The sequence below is a fragment of the Streptomyces sp. Edi2 genome (assembly GCF_040253635.1).
Taxonomy (GTDB): Bacteria; Actinomycetota; Actinomycetes; order Streptomycetales; family Streptomycetaceae; genus Streptomyces.
This window is the reverse complement of sequence record NZ_JBEJGX010000003.1, coordinates 270238-291225: the sequence shown is the minus strand read 5'-3', so window position 1 is coordinate 291225 and position 20988 is coordinate 270238. Positions and strand designations below refer to the sequence as shown.

The window sequence follows — 20988 nt, the reverse complement described above, 5'->3', positions numbered from 1 at the left end:
GTGGGGGCTGGGGATCTGCCGGCCGGGTGGTGCCGCGTGGCGCGTGGTCCGTGGGGGCCGACACATGGGAGAGCCCGGGGGCGGGGCCCGATAACGAAAAGCTCGCAAGAATTTTTCGCGGCCTGCTCGGTGGCGCCATTGGCAGCCCCCTCAGCGGCCTTTTCGGCGGTCGTGCCGGGTCGCTCTGCTCCTGTTCAACGGTTGTGCCGCGCCCTTCGGCAGTCGTGCAGCAACGCCTCAGCGGTCATGCCGCGGGCCGCCTGCCGCGGCGCGTGGCCGAGCCGCCGGCACCGGACTGAGCCCCGCGCGTGGCCCGGCGCCCGGCCGCTTCCCGGATCCACGTAGGTTTTTCTGTTATTGCGACGGGCTCGCGGGGTCACCTGAGTGCGGGGGCTACGAGTACGCACGAATGAACAGGATGAATGGGCGTGAAGCAGGAAAACGGGACGGCGGCTGTCGAGGCCGCCAAGGCCGGGGACGAACATGCCCGGGAGGAGCTGATCGCCTCCTACCTGCCGCTGATCTACAACGTCGTGGGACGTGCACTGGACGGCCATGCGGACGTCGACGACGTGGTGCAGGAGACCATGCTGCGCGTCCTGGAGTCGCTGTCCGACCTGCGGGAGCCGGCCTCCTTCCGCTCCTGGCTGGTGGCGATCGCCATGAACCAGGTGCGCCGCCGGTGGACCGCCGACCGCAAGACGCCCGTTGTCGGCTGGGACCAGGCGCCGGAACGGGCCGACCGCTCCGCCGATTTCGTGGACCTGACCATCCTGAAACTCGGACTGTCCGGCCAGCGTCGTGAAGTGGCCGCGGCCACCCGGTGGCTGGACGAGGGGGACCGGTCACTGCTGTCCCTGTGGTGGCTGGAGGCCGCCGGGGAGATCACCAGGCCGGAGCTGGTCGCCGCCGTCGGCATCGACTCCCGCCACGCGGCGGTGCGGGTGCAGCGGATGAAGGAGCAGCTGGAGGCCGGGCGCGTGGTGGTCCGTGCGCTCTCGGCGAGTCCCCCATGTCCCGAGCTGGCCCAGGTGACCGTCACGTGGGACAACAAACCCTGCGCCCTGTGGCGCAAACGCATATCCCGCCATGCCCGCCGGTGCGCGGCCTGCTCCGGGCACTGGAACGACCTCCTGCCCGCGGAAGGACTGCTGGCCGGCCTCGCCCTGCTGCCGCTGCCTGCGCACCTCGCTCCGCCGGCCGCCCTGGCCCCCACCGCCGCAACGGCGTCGGCGACCGCGGCGCCTGCGCACCCTGTGCCCGGGGCGTCCGGGGCGTCCGGGGCGTCCGGGGCGTCCGGGGCGTCCGGAGTACCCGGAGCATCCGGTGTGCCCGGCTCACACCCACTGCCGAAGCGGCTTCCCCGGCCCCGCCGAGTGAAGAAGGGCACTGCCGTAACGGGTACCGCCACGCTCGCCGTGGCCGTCACCGTCGCCTTGTGGTGGTCGACCGCTACGCCGCCGGCCGAGCGGAAGGACGAACGGAGGGCCGAGCCGAAGGCGGCCCGTACCGTGCCCTCACCCCCGCCGACGCCGGACCCCACCCCTACACCCACTCCCACCCCCACACCCACCCCGACCCCGTCGCGGACCGCCACCGCCTCGCCCACCCCGTCCGCCCGGCCGACCCCCGCCCCGCCCAGCCTGGAAGAACAGGCCACCTCGCTCATCAACCGCCGGCGGGCCCGGGCCGGCTGCGGGCCGCTGCACATCGACCGGAGACTGCACACCGCGGCGCGGCGCCACTCCTCCGACATGGCGGCACGTCAGTACTACGAGCACAACGCCCCGGACGGCACCGGCCCCGACGAGCGGATCACCGCCGCCGGATATCAGTGGAGCAGCTGGGGCGAGAACCTCGACCGGGGCCCGCGCACTGCCGCCGCGGCGGTGAACGACTGGATGGGCGACGCCATGCACCGCGACAACTTGCTGAACTGCAAGTTCACATCGGTCGGCATCGGTGTCGTCCAGGGAGCGGGCGGGCCCTGGTGGACCCAGGACCTCGCGGCACCGCGCTGACCCGTGCTGCTCCGGGGCACCGGCTGCCTGTCCAGTCCGGTTCAGTCCGGTTCGATCCCGTCCGGTTCGGTCCCGTCCGGTCCGGTTCGGTCCCGTCCGGTCCGGTCACGTCCGGCCGTGGGCCCGCCAGGTCTTCCTCGCTCCGCCTCACTCCGCCCGCTCTGCTTGCTCCGTCTGCTCGGTCCGCTGCGCTGAAACCTTTCGGCAACGTCGACGTCGACAGAACGCCGCCGCCCAAGTCTTCCCCTGGGGAGGCTTGAGCGACCTCGCCCTCAAGAACGTCGCGCCCCCGACCGCACCGGCCGTAGTGCGTCCGCCTTCCGGGTGCGGCACCCCGGAGACGCCACCGGCAGCATGGAAGAGATCCGGCCGGTCCGAAGGGCAACGACAAGGAATCAACGACCAATTGGCCGTCAGGGGGAGACCCGCCAGCTCAGCTTCCCGGAGAGCTGCTTGCGCAGTGCCGGGTCACGGACGGCAGCCGTACGGTCGGTGGCCCTGGCCGTGACCGTATGGGTGCGGCCGTCGGCCGGGACGCCGAGGGCCCGCACCACGACCGTGTACCTGCCGCGTGCGGCCCTGCGCTCGCGGCCGTCGACATACCACGTCACCTTTGCGGAGGCGGGTGCGCCGACATGGAGGCGCGTCCTGCGCGGTATGGCGCGGTCGGTGGCCACGGTGCTGCTCAGCACGCTCGCATAGCGGTAGAAGCCCGCGATCATCGCCTCGCGGCCGGGGAGGTTGAACTTCTGGCCGAGTGTCCGCATGATCGAGTTCTCGGTGGGGCGGTTGAGCCCGTACTGGTAGTAGCCGCCGCCCTCGAACGCGCCGACCGCTCCGCCGTCCGGCGATTCCTGGCCGATCCAGCGGTACCACTTCTGCCGCTGAGCGGTCATCTGGTCGGCGGAGAGCGTGGTCAGGTTGGCCTCGGCCGGTTCGGGGCCGGAGTAGGTGCCGGACTGGCCGTAGTCGTACTCGTCGGCGAGCTTGCCGAGTGAATGGCCCGTCTCGTGCACCGCGATCTGGTCGGACCGGTCGTTGTCCGAGGAGGCGGTGGCGATCCCGTCGTAACCGACCTGCGAGGAGATGTCGTTGTACCCCGCGCCGCCGTATTTGGTGGAGTTGGCGAGCACCACGACGAGGTCGGCCGCGGGGGCCTTGGAGGCGTACGCCTCGACCTTGCCGGTGTCGACGCACAGCAGCCGCTCGGTGCCGTCGCAGAAGAAGGCGGAGTCGAGGGCGGTGTCGCGGACCACGTCCTGCGTCGGGTCCCCGGAGACGCCGGACTCGTTGGAGACGGCGTCGACGGCCCAGACGTTGAACAGTCCGGCGTACGAGGCATAGGGCTCGACGGCAGAGATCTTGGCCCACTTGGCGCGGACGTCCGCGTGGAAGTCCTCCTGCTGGGCGGTGGTGTAGCCGTCCCCGACGAAGACCACATCGAGCTTGGCGCCGACCGGGCCGTTCTGCACGATCGAGGTGACGTCGCCGTCGCCGGCGATCGCGGCCCTGTCGGAGGGGGAGACCGGTTTCGAGGCCGGGACGGTGGTGTGCCGGGGGTGACCGGCCGCTCCGGTGAAGTACTCGACCTGTTGGGTGCGGTTTCCGTGCGGGGGCGGGGTGACGGCGCCCTGGGCTGGGGCTGCCGTGGCCGCGGCGGCCGTCGCAGCCAGCGCCGCCGCGGCGAGGCCGGCGGTCACCGCGGTGCGTAGGGAAAAGCGTCTGCAGATGTCGGTGGAGGTGCGTGAGCGCATGTGGGGTCCCTCCCGAAGCCCGACGCAGAAGCGGCGGGCTGAGCTGAATTCAGGCGCGCTCAACGTAGATGCTCCAGAGGCCACAGGCAACGAATGATGCCGAAGTGACCGACCGGACACCTGAGTTGGGGGAGCGGCGGGGGTGGCAACCAACTTCTGGTTCCTTGCTCCTTGCTCCTTGGCGGTTCTCTTGGAATACGCGAACCCCTCGCCATGCGGGCCCACCGGTCCCCAGGCCGGATACGTGTAAGGGGCGTTGTGGGCGGCAGTGTGAGCGCCGGGGCGTGCGCGCCTGGCGTGATGTGGTTGTGTATATGTCTGCGTTTTGTCACACCAAAATGGATTTCCTCCACCAAGGGGTGACGGGCGGTCAATCTGTGGGGGCCCGGTCAAACCGGCCGGGTGTCCGGTTTTTGGGCGTCCCACACGGGTGTCCCCTTGCAGGAGGTTCGATGTTTCTTCATCCCTCGCGTGTAGCCATGGCGGTGCTGGGCTCCGCGGCCCTGGCAGTGACCGCAGCCCTTCCGGCCAGCGCGGCCGGCCACCACGCTCCGCACCCCACGCGGTCCGCGGTGGTGCTCGGGACGATCCAGTACGACAGCCCCGGACGGGACGACCGCTCGAACCGGAGCCTGAACGCGGAGTGGGTCACGGTGAAGAACACCGGCCGCACACCCGTCAACATCAAGGGCTGGAGCCTGTCCGACAAGAGCGGGCACGCCTACCGATTCGGCAACGTGCGTCTGAACGGCCACAGCCAGGTCCGCGTCCACACCGGCATCGGCCGCGACAGCCGCAATGACGTCTACCAGGACCGCCGGAACTACGTCTGGGACAACAGCAGGGACGAAGCGACCCTGCGCAACGACCGCCACCGTGTCATCGACACCGAGGCGTGGGGGCGCCGTCACTGACCCCGCACGGACGTGACCGGTGAGGGGACGCCCTCCCTCACCGGCCGGAGCTCCGCCACCCGGTGCGCCACAGGCAGCCTGTCTGTGGCGCACCGCCATGTGCAGGGTGCAGGGAGCAGGGCGCCGGGGGAGTCGCGGAACGCTGCGCGGCTCAGACCTTGAGGATCAGTTTTCCCCGCACATGCCCCGCCTCGCTCAGCTCCTGTGCCTTCGCGGTGTCGGCGAGTGCGAAGGTCTCGACGACGGGCACGGCGAGCTTCCCCTCAACCGCCAGGCGGGCGTGGGCGGCCATGACCGCCCGGACCTGCTCCGGCGGTGTGCCGCCCGCGGAGAAGACCACACCATGATCGGCGGCGTGCATATCGGCGATGGTGACGATGCGGTCGGTCGTTCCGCCGAGCAGGGCGATCGAAACCGGCAGCGCGTCCTGTCCGGCCGCGTCGAAGACCGCGTCGATGCCTTGCGGGGCGGCCGCCCGGACCCGGTCGGCAAGGCCCGCCCCGTACGCCACCGGCACCGCGCCCAGCGAGCGCAGGAAGTCGTGATTGGCCGGGGACGCCGTGCCCACAACCGTGGCGCCGCCCGCCACCGCGAGCTGGATCGCGACCTGGCCGACGGCGCCGGCCGCACCGTGCAACAGCACGGTCTCGCCCTCCTTCAGCCCCAGTAGGCCGAGGACGCGCTGCGCCGTCTCACCGGCCACCGGGAGGGTCGCCGCGGCGTCGAAGGGGAGCGCGGCGGGCTTGCGCACGATATCTCCCGCGAGGGCGTACTCCGCGTAGGAACCGGTGCTGGACCAGCCGAAGACCTCGTCGCCGACGGCGAGATTTTCCCCCGGGATCGGGCCGGTGTCGCCCCCTTCGCCGAGTGCGTCCACCACCCCGGCGAACTCCAGCCCCGGCACGGCGGGGAACGTCGTCGGGTAGAACTGCTCCACCCACCCGTAACGCTGCTTGTGGTCCAGTGGATTGACGCCGGCTGTCACCACCTTCACGCGTACTTGCCCCGGTCCGGGCACCGGCTTGTCGGTGTGCCCGAGAGCGAGCACTTCGGGCCCGCCGAATTCGTTGTAGAGGATCGCTCGCATATCGGTCTCCCTGTTCAAGGCATGAAATGTATGGTGGATGGGGTGGACGAGGCAGATGGGGCGTATGAGGTGGATCGAGTGTGGACGAGGTGGATGGGGTGTCTGAGTCCCGTAGACGGGCGGGGCTGACGGTCTCAGCTTCGTCTCCGACATGAGGCGCGGCGCCCGCCATCGGGACAGTCCGGCCTGGTCGAAAGGCCAGCACCGGCCGGGGTGCCCCTGGTTACGCTGAGGCACATGGAGTTGACCGGATCCGTGCCCGCCCTGACCGCCGCCTACGAGGTGATCCGCCAGCCCCTGGGCGAGATCCTGCCCCGGCTGTCCGCCGTCCTGACCGAGCTGGTGCCGCACCGGGCGGCCGCGGAACTCTCCACGCACTGTGCACACTCCCCGTTCAAGACGTATGGCGACGCCGAGCTCAGCGGCAGGCTGTCCACCGCTCACTTGGCGCCGCTGCTCGCCTCCGGCATCCCGGGCCGCCCGTGGCAAGGCACCCTCGCCCTCGCCGGTTCCGAGTGGCGCGTCCTCGCCGTGACGAGCCATGCGACGATCCGGGGCGCCGTCCTGCTGCTGGTGCGGGACGCCGGTGCCGCCCCTGTCGACGCCCCCGCAGCCGCCCTTGTGCAGGCGTTGTGGGACGTGGTCACCAGCCACTTCGACCGGTTGGCGGCCGAGGCTCTGCCCGGTGCACTGGCCCGCTCACGGACCGCCGCCGGGACCCGGGCGCGGGTGATCGCGGAGCTGGGCGAGGCCTACGCGGCCGCGCTCACCGGAGTGCTGGGCGTCCTGCGCAGTCGCACCCTCGACGATGCGGCGGCCCGTGCCACCGCCACGGATCTCGCGGTCTCGGCCCTGGTCGAGCTGCGTGCGGAGGCGGAACGGGACCAGGAGATCGCCGAGGAACCGGCCGGCCAGGCCTTCGCCCGGCTCGCCGACTCCCTGCGGCCGCTGGTGCGATACGGTCCCGTGCGGCTGGAGTTGGGCGCGCCCGACTCCGCGCGGACGGTGGCCGCCGACGTGGCACACACCGCGAGGGTCATCGTCCGGACGCTGCTGCTGAAGGTTCTGGAGCAGGAGGCGGTGAGCCGGGTCCACGTCGGCTGGCAGATCACCGACGACGCACTGCGCGCGACGGTACGCGACGACGGGCCCGGCGCCCTCACCCACGGCAGCCTGGCCGACGGCGGGCTCACCGGGCGACTCGAGGTGCTGAACGGGCGGCTGGACGTCGACGCCGTACCCGGGTGGGGGACCACGGTGTCGGCGACGATCCCGCTGCGAGTGTCCCAGGACCCGGCCTCCGACCCGCTCACCACGCTGGGCGAACGGGAACTCCAGGTGCTGGCGCGGCTGGCGCTCGGGCACCGCAACCGGGCGATCGCGCAGGAGCTGCACATCAGCGAGTCGACGGTGAAGTTCCACGTCGCGAAGATCCTCACCAAACTGGGCGTCGAGTCACGGGGCGAGGCGGCGGCGCTGTTCCATGCCGTGGCTTAGGGGGTGTCTCCCCGATCATGCCGGATCAGGGAGACACCCCCTAAGCCACGGCCTGGCCGGTCGTCGGACCGCTCGGCACGAGGTTGTGGCCGTCCAGCCCTCCTGGCCGGCGGTGAACTTCCGTACCCGGCCCCCGTGTTCGGCGCGTTCAGCTGTCCTCGCGCGCTACGAGCGCATCGTAGAGCGGCCGGCCATCCAGCTCCTGTTCCTTGGCAGGGGCCGGCACATGGCCTTGTGCGGCCACCTCGTCGAAGATCCGGCGGACCACGCCCGGCTCGTGCAGATTGAGCACACCGCTGTTGCGGGCGGCGACCGCACCGGAGTGGAGGAGGCCGCCAGGGACAACACGCAGACCGCGGCGAGGCTCAGCCGCCGACGGGGGAGCGGCCCGGCACCTTGGGGGGCAGATCCGCGGCCTTCACGGACGGGCAGCGCGCCGGCTCATGGCCGGTTCCCCCGTGCTCGGTTGCGGAAGGTTGCCGGGGTCTCGCCGGCCCGTTGGCGGAAGAACTTGGTGAATACCGTGGCGTCCGGGAAGCCGAGCCGGTCGCCGATGGCGGTGGAGGTGAGGCCGGTGTGCACCAGCAGGCGCTTGGCCTCCAGGAGCACCCGGTCGTCGATATAGCGTTTGGCGCCGCACCCGGCGGCGGCGTGGGTGGCGCGGGTGAGCGTGCGGACGCTGTAGCCGAGCTGCTTGGCATAGTCGTCCACCCGGTGGGTGCGGGCGAAGTCACGTTCCACGGCCCGCTGAAAACTCCGGAAGGCGGCATCGCCCGCCTCATCGCCGCTCCGCGCGCCGCGCACCTGGGCCAGCCGCAGGACGAGGACGGCGAGCAGATGGCGCACCACCTCGATATGTACCTCCAGGGGCAGGTCGGCGAGCTGCCGGTACTCGCTCTCCAGCAGCTCCAGGACCCGGCGTACGGCATCCCCCTCCGCGCCCTGAGGGACCAGTGGCAGCGTTTCGTCGTACTGGTCGACGCGGGCGGCCTCCGCGGTGGCGGGGCTCAGGAAGCCCGGCAGGAAGAGGACGATGCTGCCCTCGGCCAGGGTCAGGTCGGAGCGGTACTGACTGATCTGGCCGGGGCGCACCCACAGCCAGCTGCCCGGGGTGAGCTCGTGCTCGGTGAAGTCGACGGAGCAGCGCAGGGTGCCGGTGCGCACGGCGATCAGCTCGTGGAAGGCCAGGCGCTTGGTGGCGTACGGGTCGATGTCATGCCCCCGTGCGCGGGCGAGCAGATCGCCGAAGCCGAAGACCTCCGCGCCGGGCGGGGCTCCCGCGGAGGCCCGGAAGGGGACCTCGGTGATGTCAGCGGGTCCGTTTTTGTCCATAGCGTGTCCTCAGCGTACCGCTCCGATGGGCTGTCTCGCGCCTAGCGTGAGGGGTGACAGGGCCGGTCAGGCAGCGTGCGGGCTTACCGGGCGTAAATCCGGTGTGACGAGGCGGTGTCGGTGTGGCGACGCAGTGACCGAAAATTTCGGTGCTGCGCTCTCATCTGCTGCCTGGCGGCCATGACCTGCCCAATGGCTTGGCCTGCCTGCCGGCCCTGACGTGCCGACCGGCCTTGACCACCTTTCGCGCACCGGCGCGGCGGGCCTTGCCAGCCGTGTGCCGGCGTGGCACGGGCCGTTGCGGACGACCGATGAACCGAGGGAGCTGACCACTGTGCGACTGATCGTGGGAATGACGGGAGCGACGGGTGCCGTGTTCGGCGTCCGGCTGCTGGAGGCACTGGCCGGGCTGCCGGACGTCGAGACCCATCTCGTCCTCTCCCGCTGGGCGCGGGCCACGATCGAGCTGGAGACCAGTCGCTCCGTCGCCGAGGTGAGCGCACTCGCCGATGTCACCCACCGGCCCGACGACCTGGGAGCGACGATCTCGTCGGGCTCCTTCAGGACGGACGGCATGGTGATTGCGCCCTGCTCGATGAAGACCCTGGCGGGTATCCGGGCCGGCTGTGCCGACGGACTGCTAGGGCGGGCGGCGGACGTGGTGCTCAAGGAGCGCCGCCCGCTCGTGCTCGTCCCGCGCGAGACACCGCTGAGCGAGATCCATCTGGAGAACATGCTCGCTCTCGCGCGCAACGGCGTGCAGATGGTGCCGCCCATGCCCGCCTTTTACCACCACCCGCAGTCGGTGGACGACCTCGTCGGCCACCTCACGGCCCGGATCCTGGACCAGTTCGGCCTGTCCGTGCCCGATGCCAAGCGGTGGGACGGCATGCGCGCCGCCCGAGCGGTCAAGCCCACCGCCTGACCTCCGGCATCCCCGATATCCCTGGGACCCCCGGCACTCCCGGCACCCCCACTCACGAAGGAGCCCCCATGGCATACGACGACCTCCGCAGCTTTCTGGCGACCCTCGACAAGGAGGGGCAGCTGCTGCGCATCACCGAAGAGGTGCGGCCCGAGCCCGATATCGCCGCGGCCGCCAACGCGGCCCCGCGTCTGGGCGACGCGGCGCCGGCACTGTACTTCGACCGTGTACAGGGCTTCAGCAATGCCCGTATCGCCATGAATGTGCACGGCTCCTGGGCCAATCACGCCCTCGCCCTGGGCCTGCCGAAGGAGACCGGCACCAAGGAGCAGGTGGCGGAGTTTATCCGCCGCTGGGCCAGGTTCCCCGTCGCGCCCGAGTGGCGCAGCGATCCGCCATGGGCCGCGAACACTATGGACGGCGAGGCGGCCGACATCTTCCAGGTGCTCCCGCTGATCCGCCTCAACGACGGCGACGGAGGCTTCTACCTCGACAAAGCCGCGGTGGTCTCCAAGGATCCCGAGGACCCCGGCCACAGCGGCAAACAGAACGTTGGCATCTACCGCATCGAGGTCAAGGGCAAGCGCAGGCTCGCGCTGCAGCCGGTGCCGATGCACGACATCGCGCAGCATCTCCGCAAGGCCGAGGAGGCCGGCGAGGACCTGCCGGTCGCCCTCGCCCTCGGCAACGACCCGGTCATCTCCCTCGTCGCCTCGACCCCGATGAAGTACGACGAGAACGAGTACGAGCTGGCCGGAGCCCTGCGCGGCGCCCCGGCACCACTCGCGAAGGCGCCGCTGACCGGCCTCCCGGTGCCGTGGGGGTCGGAAGTGGTCATCGAAGGTGTCATCGAGGGCCGGCGACGCGAAATCGAGGGCCCGTTCGGCGAGTTCACCGGCCACTACTCCGGCGGCCGCAGGCTGCCCGTCCTCCGCATCGACAAGATCTCCTACCGCACCGACCCCGTCTTCGAGCACCTTTACCTCGGCATGCCGTGGACCGAGATCGACTACCTGATCGCCGCCAACACCTGCGTGCCGCTGTATCAGCAGCTGAAGGCGGACTTCCCCGAGGTCCAGGCGGTCAACGCCATGTACACCCACGGTCTGGTCGTCATCGTCTCGACGAAGAAGCGCTACGGAGGCTTCGCCAAGGCGGTCGGTACGCGGGTGCTGACCACGCCGCACGGCCTCGGTTACGCCACCACCGTCATCGTCGTCGACGAGGATGTCGACCCCTTCAACCTGCCGCAGGTGATGTGGGCCCTGTCCACCAAGATGAATCCGGCGGGCGACCTCGTCCAGGTGCCTCGTATGCCCGTCCTCGAACTGGCCCCACAGGCGCAGCCGCCCGGCATCGTCGACAAGCTCATCATCGACGCCACCACCCCCGTCCCCCCTGACGGCCGCGGCACCTACGGCAACCAGGTCCGCGACTTGCCCGAGACGGCCGCCTGGCTCACCAAGCTCCAGCAGCTCGCCGCCGGCGCAGCCGCTGCCGCCCGCCGCTGAGGGAAACCGTACGGCGCACTTCACGTCCGGCCTGTCCCCACCACACCCACCACGTCCCGTCCCTCCCGCATACCGCCCTTCCCACGTCCCGCCCCTCCCACTTCACGAAAGGGACAGCACGCCATGACCGATGCTGCCGCCACCTGCTGCCCCCGCTGTGCGCACACCGTCATCGAGCACTTGTTCACCTCACCCGTCCCCGGCGTCTGGGACGTTCTGCAGTGCGGGCGGTGCCTGTACTGCTGGCGCACCGCCGAACCCGACCGCCGCACCCGGCGCGATGCCTACCCCGACAGCTTCAAGCTGACCGTCGACGACATCGACAACGCCCCGGAGGTACCTGCCGTTCCGCCCCTGAGCCGGCCCGGCAGCCGGCACCGTCGGCAGGCGCCGTCGCCCACGGACATCAGCAAGATGCCACGGAAATCACCTTCCGGTGGCGGGATTTGAACAGCCGCGGCGGCCGCTCCGTATCTCTCCATATCCGTGCCCCGTGGGGCACCGGTCCGCGATGTGAGGAGGGCATCATGACTGACCCTGGTATCCCGCAGCTCCAGGCCTTGCCGGAGGGAGACGCCGAAGTATCCCTGGTGATTCGTCTGCAGTGGGAGGATGTTGCCGCGCTCGGTCAGGACGCCGCCAGGCTGGCTGCCCGTTGGAAGCGCCCGGTGACTCTGGACGAGGCCGCCAGCCAGCGGCTGCGCATCCGCCCGCCGGCCACCCATGCCAAGACGGTGACACAGGAACGGGCGCAGCCCGCCGTGGCGTCCACCACGGTGTCGCCCCTGCCGTCCCGTTCCCCTCAGGAGCAGGCCCGCCAAGCGATAGAGAAGATCAACGGCACCACCGCTCATGAGACGGCGTAGCGCGGCGCCGCACTGAGGAGGGCGGCGAAGAGAAGAGTCCTGGTCCCCTGGGGCAGGGGGTCCGGCAGTCCTGAACTGCCGGACCCCCTGCCCTTCTCCGTGCCCGCTGGGCCGACCGAGCGAAGATCATCGGCCCAACGGCTCAACGCGGGCCCGCGGTGCGTGCCGCCCGGGCCCGTCGGTGCTTCTGTGACGAGCCGGGCACGACCGGCGCTGGGCCCGCGGGACGGGGCCGAGTCCGCGCGGCGGGGCCGAGCACCGAGGAGGCGGGCCATCGTGAACTCCACCACCGGTGCGGCACGAGAGCCGAGGCCGGTGCAGGCACGGGACGTCCCGCCCGGCGGACCGGGCCGGGGGCGTGCCCCGCCCGTCAACGACCCCGAGGCGGCCCGCTCCTGAACGTCCCGAGCAGCAAAGGCACGGAGGCATGCACACCACGGTCACACTGCTGGCGGACGCTCCGGCCCAACTGCTCCCGGCCAGGCAGCTGATGGCGTTCACCCTGGCTTCCCACATCATCCTGGTGCCGCTCGGCGTGGCGCTGCCGCTGATCACCCTGGTGATGCACCACCGCGGCCTCCGCCGGAACGACCCCGTGGCACTGCTCCTCGCCCGGCGCTGGTCGGCGGTCATGGCGGTGCAGTTCGCGGTCGGTGTCGTCACCGGCACCGTGCTGTCCTTCGAGTTCGGGCTGCTGTGGCCCGGCCTGATGGGCACCTGGGGCGGCGTCTTCGGCATCGGGTTCGGCGTCGAGGCCTGGGCGTTCTTCCTCGAAGCGGTGCTCATCGCCATCTACCTCTACGGCTGGCGCAGGCTGAAACCCCGCACCCACTTCCTGCTCGGCCTGCCCCTCCCGGCTGCCGCGCTGCTCGGCGCGTTCGGAATCCTGGCGGCCAACTCGTGGATGAACACGCCCCAAGGCTTCACCCTCGATGCCGACGGCAAACCGGTGGACGTCCACATCTGGTCGGCGATCTTCACCCCCATGTTCGGCCCCCAGTACTGGCACTTCGTCGTGGCGATGCTGGTCACCGCTGGCTACGTCGTCGCAGGCGTCTACGCCGTCGGCTGGCTGCGCGGCCGCCGCGACCGCTATCACCGGCTCGGCTTCACCGTTCCCTTCACCCTTGCCGCGGTGTTCACCCCGGTGCAGATGCTGCTCGGCGACTCCATTGCCCGGTCGGTCTTCCACAAGCAGCCGGTGAAGTTCGCCGCGACGGAGATCGTCTGGCGGACCGGCACCCACGTGCCGGAGTACATTTTCGGCCGTCTGCACCCCGACGGCACCGTCTCCGGCGGCATCAAGATCCCCCAACTCGACTCCGTACTGGCCGGGTTCACACCCGGGACCAAGGTGACCGGACTGACCTCCGTCCCGGCGAGCGACCGGCCGACGGCGGCCCAGGCCACCATCGCCCACGGGGCCTTCGACCTCATGGTCGTGCTCGGCTCGCTGCTGCTCCTCCTCGCTCTCTGGTACGGCTGGTGCCGGCTGCGGCGCCACCGGCTCCCCCGGTCACCGTGGTTCTTCCGCGGTGCGGCCTGCGCGGGTGTCGCCTCCGTCGTCGCCGTCGAATGCGGCTGGATCACCGCCGAAGTGGGCCGCCAGCCCTGGATCGTCTACCGGCACATGCGGATCGGCGAGGCGGTGACGGCCACCCGGTCCACCAGTCTGTGGATCATGCTCGGCCTGGTGATGGTGGTGTATGTGTTCATCTTCGGCTCGCTGCTCGCCGTGCTGCTCAAGATGCGTACCGGCTGGCGGCTCGCCGACGCGCGACCCGCAGCGGGGGAGCGGCACGAGGAACCGGAAGCCGACACTCCCTACGGGCCGCGCGCGCCGGTGCCGGCCGGTGACCCACCGTCGTCCGGCCCAACGGGGCCCGACCCGGCCGAGGACGGCCGACCGTGATGGCCGCCGTGATCGCCGTGGTGATGCTGCTCGCCGTGGCCGCCTACGCCTGCGCCGGCGGCACCGACTACGGAGCCGGGTTCTGGGACCTGACCGCCGGGGGCGCGGAGCGCGGCAAGCGGCCGCGGTGGCTCATCGACCATGCGATGGCCCCCGTATGGGAGGTCAACAACGTCTGGCTGGTCTTCCTCTTCGTCATCATGTGGACCGGGTTCCCGGTCCTCTTCCAGACCGTGTTCTCCGCGATGTGGCTCCCCCTGGCCCTGGCCGCCGTCGGCCTGGTCCTGCGCGGTGCCGGCTTCGCGCTGCGCAAGCCCGTCCGCCGCATCGCGGGTCGGCGCCTCTACGGTGCGGTCTTCGCCCTCTCCTCGTTGCTCACCCCGTTCTTCCTCGGCGCGGCCGTCGGCGGTATCGCCTCGGGACGGGCGGTACCGGGAACGGAGGCGTCGGCTCATGCCTGGGCCAACCCGACCTCCATCCTCTTCGGACTGATCGCCATCGTGGCCACGGCCTTCCTCGGCGCCGTGTTCCTCGCCGCCGACGCCGCCCGCTTCGAAGCGCCCGACCTCGTCGGCTACTTCCGGCGGCGGGCGCTGGGCAGCGTCGTCGCGCTCGCCGTACTCGCGGCGGTCATGCTGACCGTCACCCGGAGCGACGCCCCGCACGTCTGGCACGGACTCACCCACGGCGCCGGCCTGGGCCTCGTCATCCTGGCCGGAGTCTGTTCCCTCGCCACGGGGTGGCTCCTGCTGCGCCGGTCCGGGGCCTGGTCCCGGTTGACCGCCGTCGGCGTGGTCGCCGCGGCGGTTATCGCCTGGGGAGTCGCCCAACGCCCCTATCTCATCCCCACCTCGCTGACCGTCGCCGAGGGCGCCGGCGCACCCAGCAGCCTGCGGTGGGTGGGCCTGGTCACCCTCGTGGCTGTTGTGCTCGTCTGCCCGGCAGTGGCGTGCCTGTACTGGCTGGACACCCACGGCGAGCTGGAACCGCTCTCCGGTACCGACCTGCAACGGACCCGGCCGGGCCGCGACGACCCGCCCGGACCGGGACGCGCCAAGCCGTCTCGGGGGCATGACGGAACCACGGGTCCGGGACACGGCGGCGCTACGGATCCCGGACGCGACGCCGCTACCGATCCTGGATACGGTGGCGCCACCGCTCGACCGGCCGGTGGCGCCACCGATCCATCAGCCGGCGGCGCGACCGATCCGCTCCGTGACAAGCCGTCCGGCCCGGGCCGCGGCGAACCGACCGAGCGCAACTGAGCCACCGGCGCCGCCCTGCGTGGGCGACGCCGTTGCGCGGCACGCCGTCAGCAGCGCTCCGCGACATGGCCCTCGGCGCCGGCGGGGCGGACATCGCGATCGCGCAGGGAGAGGGAGAGCGTCTTCCCCCAGGCGCGGCAGGCCGCGGCGAAGTCCTTCGACTCGTATTCGATGACGAAGATCTTGTCGGCATAGGCCTCGGCGAACTCGGTGCACTCGTGGTAGCGGGCGCACTCCTCGACGACGGCGAAGTCGAAGCCGATGCGACGGCGTTGCGGCAGCAGGTCGGTGGTGTTCTTCTGGGCGACGGCCAGGTGCTGCTGGTGGGCGCGGCGGGCCAGGAGCTGCGCGAAGGCCGCGGCATGCCCGGCGGTGAGCCTGCCGCCGGACCGCTCGTAGGAGTCGAGGTTGTCGGGTTCCACGGCGTCGAAACCGGCCTGGGCGCAGCCGTCGATCCATGGACCGACGATGTCCATGAGCGCCCGTCGTTTGGCACCGGTGGAGATGTCGAACAGGGGCTCGTCCCAGTCCTTGTCGATGACGGGCTTTCCGTCCCCGTCCCGCAACAGCAGCTCGGGGTGGCGGTCCTTCCAGAGGCCGGTCGCGTCGGGCTGGGCCTGGAAGGCGTTGACGTAGCAAATGTTGTAGAGACCGGGCGCCGGCTCGGCCGTGCGGTCGCGGGACACGGCCCGGGCCCCGGCGGGCGGGGGATAGGCGCCGCCGAGCTGGTAGTCGAAGGCGGCGTTCGCCGTCGGTGGCCGTACCGTGGCCGGGACCTTCGCCCCGCCGGACGGCGCCGGTGCGCTGGAGCCGGCGGGGTGCGGAGCGCGGGCGGCGGAGCATGCCGTACCGAGCGCCATGACCAGGACGAAGGCGCCGACGGCGAGGAAGCGTGAAGAGTGCACAGCCGGAGCCTACGGACGGGTGGCGCGCGCGGCGCCGTGGACAGCGTCCTCAGGGACAGTTCAGCGGGCGGGGCAGTTGCGGGAAAGTGTGCCTCCCGGCCCGTTCCCACGAGCCGGGAGGCACGGTGGCCGACGGCTGCGGTCGTCTGTCCCGTGCCCGAAGGCGCGGGGCAGCCCCCCGGTGCAACCGTGCGGCGGCGCTGTGGTCAGTTCAGCGCTTGACCACGAACGACTTGCCCTTCTTCGAGTCGGCGGAGCAGGAGTTCTTCTCCGCCGTGGTCATCTTGCGCGTCTTGACGGTTACCGCATTGCTCTGCCCGTCCGTTCCGTTGGGCGCGGGCCCGGTGACCTTGTCCGGCACGAACCAGAAGTAGTGACCCCACTTCGGGCTGTCGTAGTGCGTCTGCCAGGTGCCGGAGACGGTCTGCATGACCTGGGCGCGGGAGATCCAGCCCACCTCGCCGGGCTTCACCGTCATGTTCAGGGAGCTGTTCTCGGTGTGCGAGCTCGTCCAGGTGTGGCTGTAGGTCGCGGTGACACTCAGATCGATGAGGCCGGCGATGTTTCCGCCCGCGGTGACGGAGACACCGGCGGAGTCCGTGGAACCCACCGTGTCCGCCCAGCCCATCGACTGGGTGGCATCCGAAGTGCTGCAGTTGTAGAGGGAGTTGGATACCTGACGGAAGTCCCCGAGGTACGCCTTGCCGAGAGTCGGCTCGTTGAAGCTGCACTTCCCTTCACCGGAAGCGCAGTCGGCCTTGAGCTGCTCCCGGGTGGGCCCGTCGTCCGCGGCAGCCGGTATGGCCATCGCCGCGACCAGACCCAGGGACGCCGTGGACAGTGCCAGCAGCCGGCTTCCGTGGCGGATCGTTCTGCTCTTTGTCATCGTGCTCTTGCCTCTCGCCCAGCCTTGTGGATGCGACGAGTCCATGTGGGGGATGCGTCGCTGTTGCGTATGAGACTGGTGTGAAATCTGTTGCAACTACACCAAGAGTTGGCAAAGTTGTAGTTGATAGTGAAACAGGCCCTTTACAGCGGACCGAAACGGAGGCAGCATCACCTCCCGCTCAGTGGAAGGGTTACCTCCGCTCGACGGAAGGCTCATCTCCCGCCGTGTCCGCAGGAGGCCGCCTCCGCCTCAGCCGGCGCCGCACGCCCCGTGGAGAACAGTGCGTACGGTCCGCGCCACGAAGTCCTTCTCGAGCGGGAGCCGCCGCAGTACGACACGCACCCACGCGGCCCCGGCCAGCAGGTCCATCAGCAGCATGGGGTCGGTGTCCGCCGGGATTTCGCCGCGCGCGACGGCCCGGTCGAAAACGGCCTGCTCGCGGGCGATCCGGTCGGCGAAGAAGTCCTTGACGTGTGAGGCGAGTTCGGGGCTGTGGGTGACGGCTCCCAGTGCGGCGACGGCGATGTCGGAGGCCGGTCGCGTGGTGAGGAGGGTCGTCATCGTGCCCAGAAGGGCCTCCAGGTCCCCTTCGAGACTGCCGGTGTCGGGAGGCGTGAGCTCCAGTTGGCGTGCGCCGATGAGTGCGGCGCCGAGGAGGGCCCCCTTGGACGGCCACCAGCGGTAGAGCGTGGTCTTGTTGACGCCGGACCGCTGGGCGACCCCCTCGATGGTCAGCCCCTCGTAGCCCTTTTCCGCCAGCAGATCCAGTGTGGCGTCGAAGATCTCCTGCGCTTTCCGTGGGCCGCCGCTGCGTCGTGTTCCGTTCCGCTCCTCGCTCATGAAGGGGAGAGTAGCAGCAGAAAACAACGCAACGTTGCGTTGCATTTGAGGTAGCGTGCCAGGCATGGAATCCAAGAAGGCCGGCCTGCCCCTCGTATTTGTGCACGGCATGCGGCTGAGCGGCACGATGTGGCGCCCCGTGATCCGCGCCATCGGTCAGCGTCATCCCACGGCCGCGCCCGACCTGCCCGGTCACGGGGACCGGCAGGGCGAGCCGTTCAGCATCCCCGGCGCCGTGGCGGCGGTGACCGAAGCCGTGGACGCACTCGGCGGCCGGGCCATGCTCGTCGGCCTGTCCCTGGGCGGCTATGTCGCGATCGCCACCGCCGCCGCCCACCCCGACCGTGTCCTCGGCACGGTCGCGATGGGCTGTACGGCGCTCCCGCGCGGCGTGTTCGGCGCCGCCTACCGGGGAGCGGCACGGCTCGCGGCCCGGCACCCCCGACAGGCCGACCGGCTCAGCACGTTCGCGTTCCGCCGTACCCTGCCCCCTCCTCAAGCGCGGGCCATGGTCTCCGGCGGCCTGAGCTGCGACATCACACCGAGCATCATCAAGGCCGTGTCCGAGATGGACCCGCCGGCGTTGCTCTCCGCGTACCCGGGCCCGGTCTGGCTGGTGAACGGCGAGCGCGACCACTTCCGCCGCCATGAACGCCTCTTCCTCCGCTCCTGCCGCGACGGTCGCCTCGTCATCCGGCCGGGGTGCGGACACGTCACCAGCCTCAGCGACACGGCGGACCTCACCCGCCATATCCGCGATGCCGCCACGGTCGTCGCCGCCCGGAGCCACGGCACGTCGATACCGGAGGGAATGCAGTGACCGCCGCCCGCATATGGAGCCTGGAAGAATCCCTGGAAATCCCCTTCCCGCCGCACGCCGTCTATGCGGCCCTGGCGGACATCCGGCGGATGAAGGAGTGGAGCCCCGAGGTCATCTGGGTGTGGCCCCGCGGGGAACGCTTCGTCGGGATCAACCGCAAGGCCTGCTGGATCTGGTTCGCCACCTGCCGGATCGTCATCGCCGACCCCGGCCGGGAGTTCGCCTTCGACAACACCACGTTCGGCCTCCCGGTGGCGCGTTGGGGCTACCGCCTCACCCCGACGGAGCACGGCACGCTGGTCACCGAATACTGGACCGACCGCCGCCGCCACGGGTGGCGCCGTTGGGCCGCCGAGATGCTGGGCCTGGTCTTCACCGGCACCCCGGCGGCCCGGCGCGCCGCGTACAACCGCGCCGGCATGCGGGTAACCCTCCGCAGGCTGTCCGCCGCGTGCCGGACGGCCACTTGAATCGCGCAGGGAGGGCGGGGGCCGACGCGCGCCGGACCAACGTGAGCAAAGAGAAGCTCTCATTTCGTGAGTTACCGACGGCAGATCAGGGCGCAGGCGATGCCGGCAAGGAAGCGGTCGGCCGCAGACTTCGAGATTCCGAACAACGGCCAGAAATTAGTTGGGCGGTCTCGTCACCGACCGGTACCGTGCGACACGGTACCGAGGGGGATGAGCTGGTGCGCCCAGTGCTGTTGGTGGATGTGGACGGACCGCTGAACCCGTACGCCGCGAAGCCGCACCGTCGGCCCGAGGGCTATCAGACGCAGCGCCTGCTGACCCCTCGCTGGGAAGCCGCCGAGCGGCGCCGGCTGACTGAGTGGGGGCTGCCGAACAAGCCCGTAAAGCCGCTGCGGGTGTGGCTCAACCCGGATCACGGCCCGGCGCTGGACGCGCTTCCTTTCGACCTCGTGTGGGCGACAACGTGGGAGGAGCAAGCCAACGCCTTCGTTGCGCCAGTCCTGGGTTTGCCCGAGCTGCCCTTCGTCCCCTGGCCCTCGCCGCGACCCGAGCCCGGGGACGGTGTGTTCTGGAAGACTCCTGAGATCGTCGCGTGGGCGAAAGGCCGCGCGTTCGCCTGGGTCGACGACGAAATCACAGAGGGGGATCGCACCTGGGTGAAGGACCACCACGACGGTCCCGCCTTGCTGCACCGGGTCGACCCACGACGTGGCCTGACCAGCGACGACTTCGCCGCGCTGAGGGCATGGGCAACCGCCCTTGGCTGACTCCGCAGCTGGTCGGCCACCAGCTGCGGCGCCGTCCTGCGTGATCGTTACCGGACGGCCCTTACCGGATTCCTGGATCAGGGTGCCTCGGCAGGCCCAGGCGCATGCTCCGCCTGTCGTCCTGCTGCGAGAGCAGAACGTTGCCGTGAAGGCAGCGTGGCCACCACCAGCCGGCACCGGGGGCTGCCGTCGGGGCGTCGGCCGAGCTCCGGCAGGGCGTGCAGCCGCACATCAAATCCGGCCCGGATCAGTTCCGTCCGCACGTCGGCGAGCCGGAAGGTCCGGTAGTACATGACGAAGCGCGGCCGCCATACGGCGTTGCGGACCCGCATCGCCGTGTCGAAAGCCAGCAGCGCCCAGTAGCCGGGTGACCCCGGCCGTGCCGGAGCCCCGATCGGGAAGACGAACCGGCCGCCGGGGCGCAGCACGGAGTGCACCTGCGAGAACAGCCCCGGCCGTTCCCGGGGCAGGAAATGCCCGAACGCACCGAAGCTCACCACGAGGTCGAAGACCGGTCCGAAGGGGAGCGCCCGTGCGTCCGCGCGCACCCAAGTGGTCCGTGGTGCGCCCGCGGCCGGGCGCTCACGGGCGCGCCCCTGCGCGAGCATTCCCGCGCTGAGGTCGACTCCGGTGACCCGCTCCCGGCAGGTCTGCCGCAGTACGTCCATACCCGCGCCGGTGCCGCAGCACAGGTCGAGGCCGCTGTCGAACGGCCCCAGTCTCTGCAGCGCCCGCGACACGGGCGTCAGGATCGCGTCCGGGGTGCGGAACGGGGTGTGGTCGAATGCCGGCGAGAGCAGGTCGTAGCCGCGCTCGACGGAGGACAGTGCCTGCACGGCGAGTTCACGGAAGGTGGGGCCCTGGGGTGCGAACATTGCCCTCAGCATAGAACTCGTCCGCACCTGGCGCCGCATCGGCCGCGCTGTGTGGTACCGTCCGAACAGAACGTATGTGTGCTCGCCGCCCTTCCGGCGCCCGTACGTCGTTTCTTTTCCTTCGCTTGCGCATCGCTGTTGCGCCCGCCCTTCTCGACCGCCGAGCCGGCAGGTACCGGCTGGTCGATAGGCACGTCCGGCGAGGCGACATCCCCTTTCCTTCCGGTCGCGGGCATTTCCGGCCTCCGGCAGGGCGTGAACTCACCGCCCTTTCCTGCCGGATTCCCCTCCCCGTCGACCCGCAGACGAACCTCCCGAGAGGACCTACCCTCATGACC

At 70.6% G+C, this 20988-nt stretch carries 21 protein-coding genes; 13 read left to right on the top strand and 8 right to left on the bottom strand.

All coding sequences use genetic code 11. The annotated features are described in order from the left end of the window. The first annotated feature begins 422 nt into the window (after positions 1-422). The gene (locus tag ABR737_RS04750) at positions 423-2021 is read left to right on the top strand and encodes a sigma-70 family RNA polymerase sigma factor (RefSeq protein WP_350248927.1); all 1599 of its coding nucleotides are present in this window, start codon (positions 423-425) and stop codon (positions 2019-2021) included. A 413-nt stretch (positions 2022-2434) separates the two neighbouring features. On the opposite strand, the gene ABR737_RS04745 is transcribed toward ABR737_RS04750, so the two are convergent. Next, positions 2435-3775 carry a M64 family metallopeptidase gene (locus ABR737_RS04745; protein WP_350248926.1) on the bottom strand — a complete coding sequence of 447 codons (1341 nt, stop codon included), beginning with the start codon at positions 3773-3775 and terminating at the stop codon, positions 2435-2437. Between the two features lie 452 nt (positions 3776-4227). On the opposite strand from ABR737_RS04745, the gene ABR737_RS04740 reads away from it, so the two are divergent. After that, positions 4228-4689, top strand: coding sequence for a lamin tail domain-containing protein (locus ABR737_RS04740; RefSeq protein ID WP_350248925.1), 462 nt, complete (start codon positions 4228-4230; stop codon positions 4687-4689). Positions 4690-4840: 151 nt separating this feature from the next. Here the strand turns inward: ABR737_RS04740 and ABR737_RS04735 are convergent, their stop codons facing one another. Beyond that, positions 4841-5776, bottom strand: coding sequence for an NADP-dependent oxidoreductase (locus tag ABR737_RS04735; RefSeq protein ID WP_350256673.1), 936 nt, complete (start codon positions 5774-5776; stop codon positions 4841-4843). A 237-nt stretch (positions 5777-6013) separates the two neighbouring features. On the opposite strand from ABR737_RS04735, the gene ABR737_RS04730 reads away from it, so the two are divergent. After that, positions 6014-7273, top strand: a complete 1260-nt coding sequence (locus ABR737_RS04730) for a LuxR C-terminal-related transcriptional regulator (RefSeq protein WP_350248924.1) — start codon at positions 6014-6016, stop codon at positions 7271-7273. Positions 7274-7421: 148 nt separating this feature from the next. Here the strand turns inward: ABR737_RS04730 and ABR737_RS04725 are convergent, their stop codons facing one another. Beyond that, positions 7422-7565, bottom strand: coding sequence for a hypothetical protein (locus ABR737_RS04725; protein ID WP_350248923.1), 144 nt, complete (start codon positions 7563-7565; stop codon positions 7422-7424). A 149-nt stretch (positions 7566-7714) separates the two neighbouring features. Then, complete coding sequence (locus ABR737_RS04720; RefSeq protein ID WP_350248922.1) at positions 7715-8605, bottom strand: helix-turn-helix transcriptional regulator; 891 nt, start codon at positions 8603-8605, stop codon at positions 7715-7717. 298 nt (positions 8606-8903) lie between these two features. Between ABR737_RS04720 and ABR737_RS04715 the strand changes: the two genes are divergently transcribed. The 7 genes from ABR737_RS04715 to ABR737_RS04685 all read left to right on the top strand — a co-directional run bounded on the left by ABR737_RS04715 (position 8904) and on the right by ABR737_RS04685 (position 15084). Next, positions 8904-9530, top strand: coding sequence for a non-oxidative hydroxyarylic acid decarboxylases subunit B (locus tag ABR737_RS04715; protein WP_502964280.1), 627 nt, complete (start codon positions 8904-8906; stop codon positions 9528-9530). Between the two features lie 68 nt (positions 9531-9598). Continuing rightward, complete coding sequence (locus tag ABR737_RS04710; RefSeq protein ID WP_350248920.1) at positions 9599-11041, top strand: non-oxidative hydroxyarylic acid decarboxylases subunit C; 1443 nt, start codon at positions 9599-9601, stop codon at positions 11039-11041. A 123-nt stretch (positions 11042-11164) separates the two neighbouring features. Then, positions 11165-11491 (top strand): non-oxidative hydroxyarylic acid decarboxylases subunit D, encoded by a 327-nt coding sequence (locus ABR737_RS04705; RefSeq protein WP_350248919.1) that lies wholly within the window; start codon positions 11165-11167, stop codon positions 11489-11491. A gap of 77 nt (positions 11492-11568) precedes the next feature. Further along, positions 11569-11907, top strand: coding sequence for a hypothetical protein (locus ABR737_RS04700; protein WP_350248918.1), 339 nt, complete (start codon positions 11569-11571; stop codon positions 11905-11907). A gap of 276 nt (positions 11908-12183) precedes the next feature. After that, positions 12184-12306: a hypothetical protein gene (locus ABR737_RS04695; RefSeq protein ID WP_350248917.1), complete on the top strand. Its 123-nt coding sequence runs from the start codon at positions 12184-12186 to the stop codon at positions 12304-12306. 28 nt (positions 12307-12334) lie between these two features. After that, complete coding sequence (locus tag ABR737_RS04690; protein WP_350248916.1) at positions 12335-13819, top strand: cytochrome ubiquinol oxidase subunit I; 1485 nt, start codon at positions 12335-12337, stop codon at positions 13817-13819. Next, the gene (locus tag ABR737_RS04685) at positions 13819-15084 is read left to right on the top strand and encodes a cytochrome d ubiquinol oxidase subunit II (protein WP_350248915.1); all 1266 of its coding nucleotides are present in this window, start codon (positions 13819-13821) and stop codon (positions 15082-15084) included. The genes ABR737_RS04690 and ABR737_RS04685 overlap by 1 nt, the downstream gene beginning before the upstream one ends. Positions 15085-15131: 47 nt before the next feature. On the opposite strand, the gene ABR737_RS04680 is transcribed toward ABR737_RS04685, so the two are convergent. The 3 genes from ABR737_RS04680 to ABR737_RS04670 all read right to left on the bottom strand — a co-directional run bounded on the left by ABR737_RS04680 (position 15132) and on the right by ABR737_RS04670 (position 17718). Beyond that, positions 15132-15944 (bottom strand): endo alpha-1,4 polygalactosaminidase, encoded by an 813-nt coding sequence (locus ABR737_RS04680; RefSeq protein ID WP_502964469.1) that lies wholly within the window; start codon positions 15942-15944, stop codon positions 15132-15134. Between the two features lie 256 nt (positions 15945-16200). Next, positions 16201-16875, bottom strand: coding sequence for a hypothetical protein (locus tag ABR737_RS04675; RefSeq protein WP_350248913.1), 675 nt, complete (start codon positions 16873-16875; stop codon positions 16201-16203). Between the two features lie 252 nt (positions 16876-17127). Continuing rightward, a complete protein-coding gene (locus ABR737_RS04670) occupies positions 17128-17718 on the bottom strand; it encodes a TetR/AcrR family transcriptional regulator (protein ID WP_350248912.1) in 591 nt (196 codons plus the stop codon). A gap of 64 nt (positions 17719-17782) precedes the next feature. On the opposite strand from ABR737_RS04670, the gene ABR737_RS04665 reads away from it, so the two are divergent. From ABR737_RS04665 to ABR737_RS04655, 3 genes are all read left to right on the top strand, one after another. After that, the gene (locus ABR737_RS04665; protein WP_350248911.1) at positions 17783-18538 is read left to right on the top strand and encodes an alpha/beta fold hydrolase; all 756 of its coding nucleotides are present in this window, start codon (positions 17783-17785) and stop codon (positions 18536-18538) included. Then, positions 18535-19008 carry an SRPBCC family protein gene (locus ABR737_RS04660; protein WP_350248910.1) on the top strand — a complete coding sequence of 158 codons (474 nt, stop codon included), beginning with the start codon at positions 18535-18537 and terminating at the stop codon, positions 19006-19008. The genes ABR737_RS04665 and ABR737_RS04660 overlap by 4 nt, the downstream gene beginning before the upstream one ends. Positions 19009-19223: 215 nt before the next feature. Next, on the top strand, positions 19224-19775 hold the full coding sequence (locus ABR737_RS04655; RefSeq protein ID WP_350256672.1) for an HAD domain-containing protein: 552 nt from the start codon (positions 19224-19226) through the stop codon (positions 19773-19775). Between the two features lie 77 nt (positions 19776-19852). On the opposite strand, the gene ABR737_RS04650 is transcribed toward ABR737_RS04655, so the two are convergent. Continuing rightward, entirely contained in the window at positions 19853-20650 is a 798-nt protein-coding gene (locus ABR737_RS04650; protein WP_350248909.1) for a class I SAM-dependent methyltransferase, read from the bottom strand. Between the last annotated feature and the right edge of the window lie 338 nt (positions 20651-20988).

Excerpts from the sequence above, each read along its gene's own strand:
- ABR737_RS04750 (WP_350248927.1), top strand. The coding sequence starts at position 423 with ATGGGCGTGAAGCAGGAAAACGGGACGGCGGCTGTCGAGGCCGCCAAG.
- ABR737_RS04745 (WP_350248926.1), bottom strand. The coding sequence starts at position 3,775 with ATGCGCTCACGCACCTCCACCGACATCTGCAGACGCTTTTCCCTACGC.
- ABR737_RS04740 (WP_350248925.1), top strand. The coding sequence starts at position 4,228 with ATGTTTCTTCATCCCTCGCGTGTAGCCATGGCGGTGCTGGGCTCCGCG.
- ABR737_RS04735 (WP_350256673.1), bottom strand. The coding sequence starts at position 5,776 with ATGCGAGCGATCCTCTACAACGAATTCGGCGGGCCCGAAGTGCTCGCT.
- ABR737_RS04730 (WP_350248924.1), top strand. The coding sequence starts at position 6,014 with ATGGAGTTGACCGGATCCGTGCCCGCCCTGACCGCCGCCTACGAGGTG.
- ABR737_RS04720 (WP_350248922.1), bottom strand. The coding sequence starts at position 8,605 with ATGGACAAAAACGGACCCGCTGACATCACCGAGGTCCCCTTCCGGGCC.
- ABR737_RS04710 (WP_350248920.1), top strand. The coding sequence starts at position 9,599 with ATGGCATACGACGACCTCCGCAGCTTTCTGGCGACCCTCGACAAGGAG.
- ABR737_RS04705 (WP_350248919.1), top strand. The coding sequence starts at position 11,165 with ATGACCGATGCTGCCGCCACCTGCTGCCCCCGCTGTGCGCACACCGTC.
- ABR737_RS04700 (WP_350248918.1), top strand. The coding sequence starts at position 11,569 with ATGACTGACCCTGGTATCCCGCAGCTCCAGGCCTTGCCGGAGGGAGAC.
- ABR737_RS04690 (WP_350248916.1), top strand. The coding sequence starts at position 12,335 with ATGCACACCACGGTCACACTGCTGGCGGACGCTCCGGCCCAACTGCTC.
- ABR737_RS04685 (WP_350248915.1), top strand. The coding sequence starts at position 13,819 with ATGGCCGCCGTGATCGCCGTGGTGATGCTGCTCGCCGTGGCCGCCTAC.
- ABR737_RS04680 (WP_502964469.1), bottom strand. The coding sequence starts at position 15,944 with ATGGCGCTCGGTACGGCATGCTCCGCCGCCCGCGCTCCGCACCCCGCC.
- ABR737_RS04675 (WP_350248913.1), bottom strand. The coding sequence starts at position 16,875 with ATGACAAAGAGCAGAACGATCCGCCACGGAAGCCGGCTGCTGGCACTG.
- ABR737_RS04670 (WP_350248912.1), bottom strand. The coding sequence starts at position 17,718 with ATGAGCGAGGAGCGGAACGGAACACGACGCAGCGGCGGCCCACGGAAA.
- ABR737_RS04665 (WP_350248911.1), top strand. The coding sequence starts at position 17,783 with ATGGAATCCAAGAAGGCCGGCCTGCCCCTCGTATTTGTGCACGGCATG.
- ABR737_RS04650 (WP_350248909.1), bottom strand. The coding sequence starts at position 20,650 with ATGTTCGCACCCCAGGGCCCCACCTTCCGTGAACTCGCCGTGCAGGCA.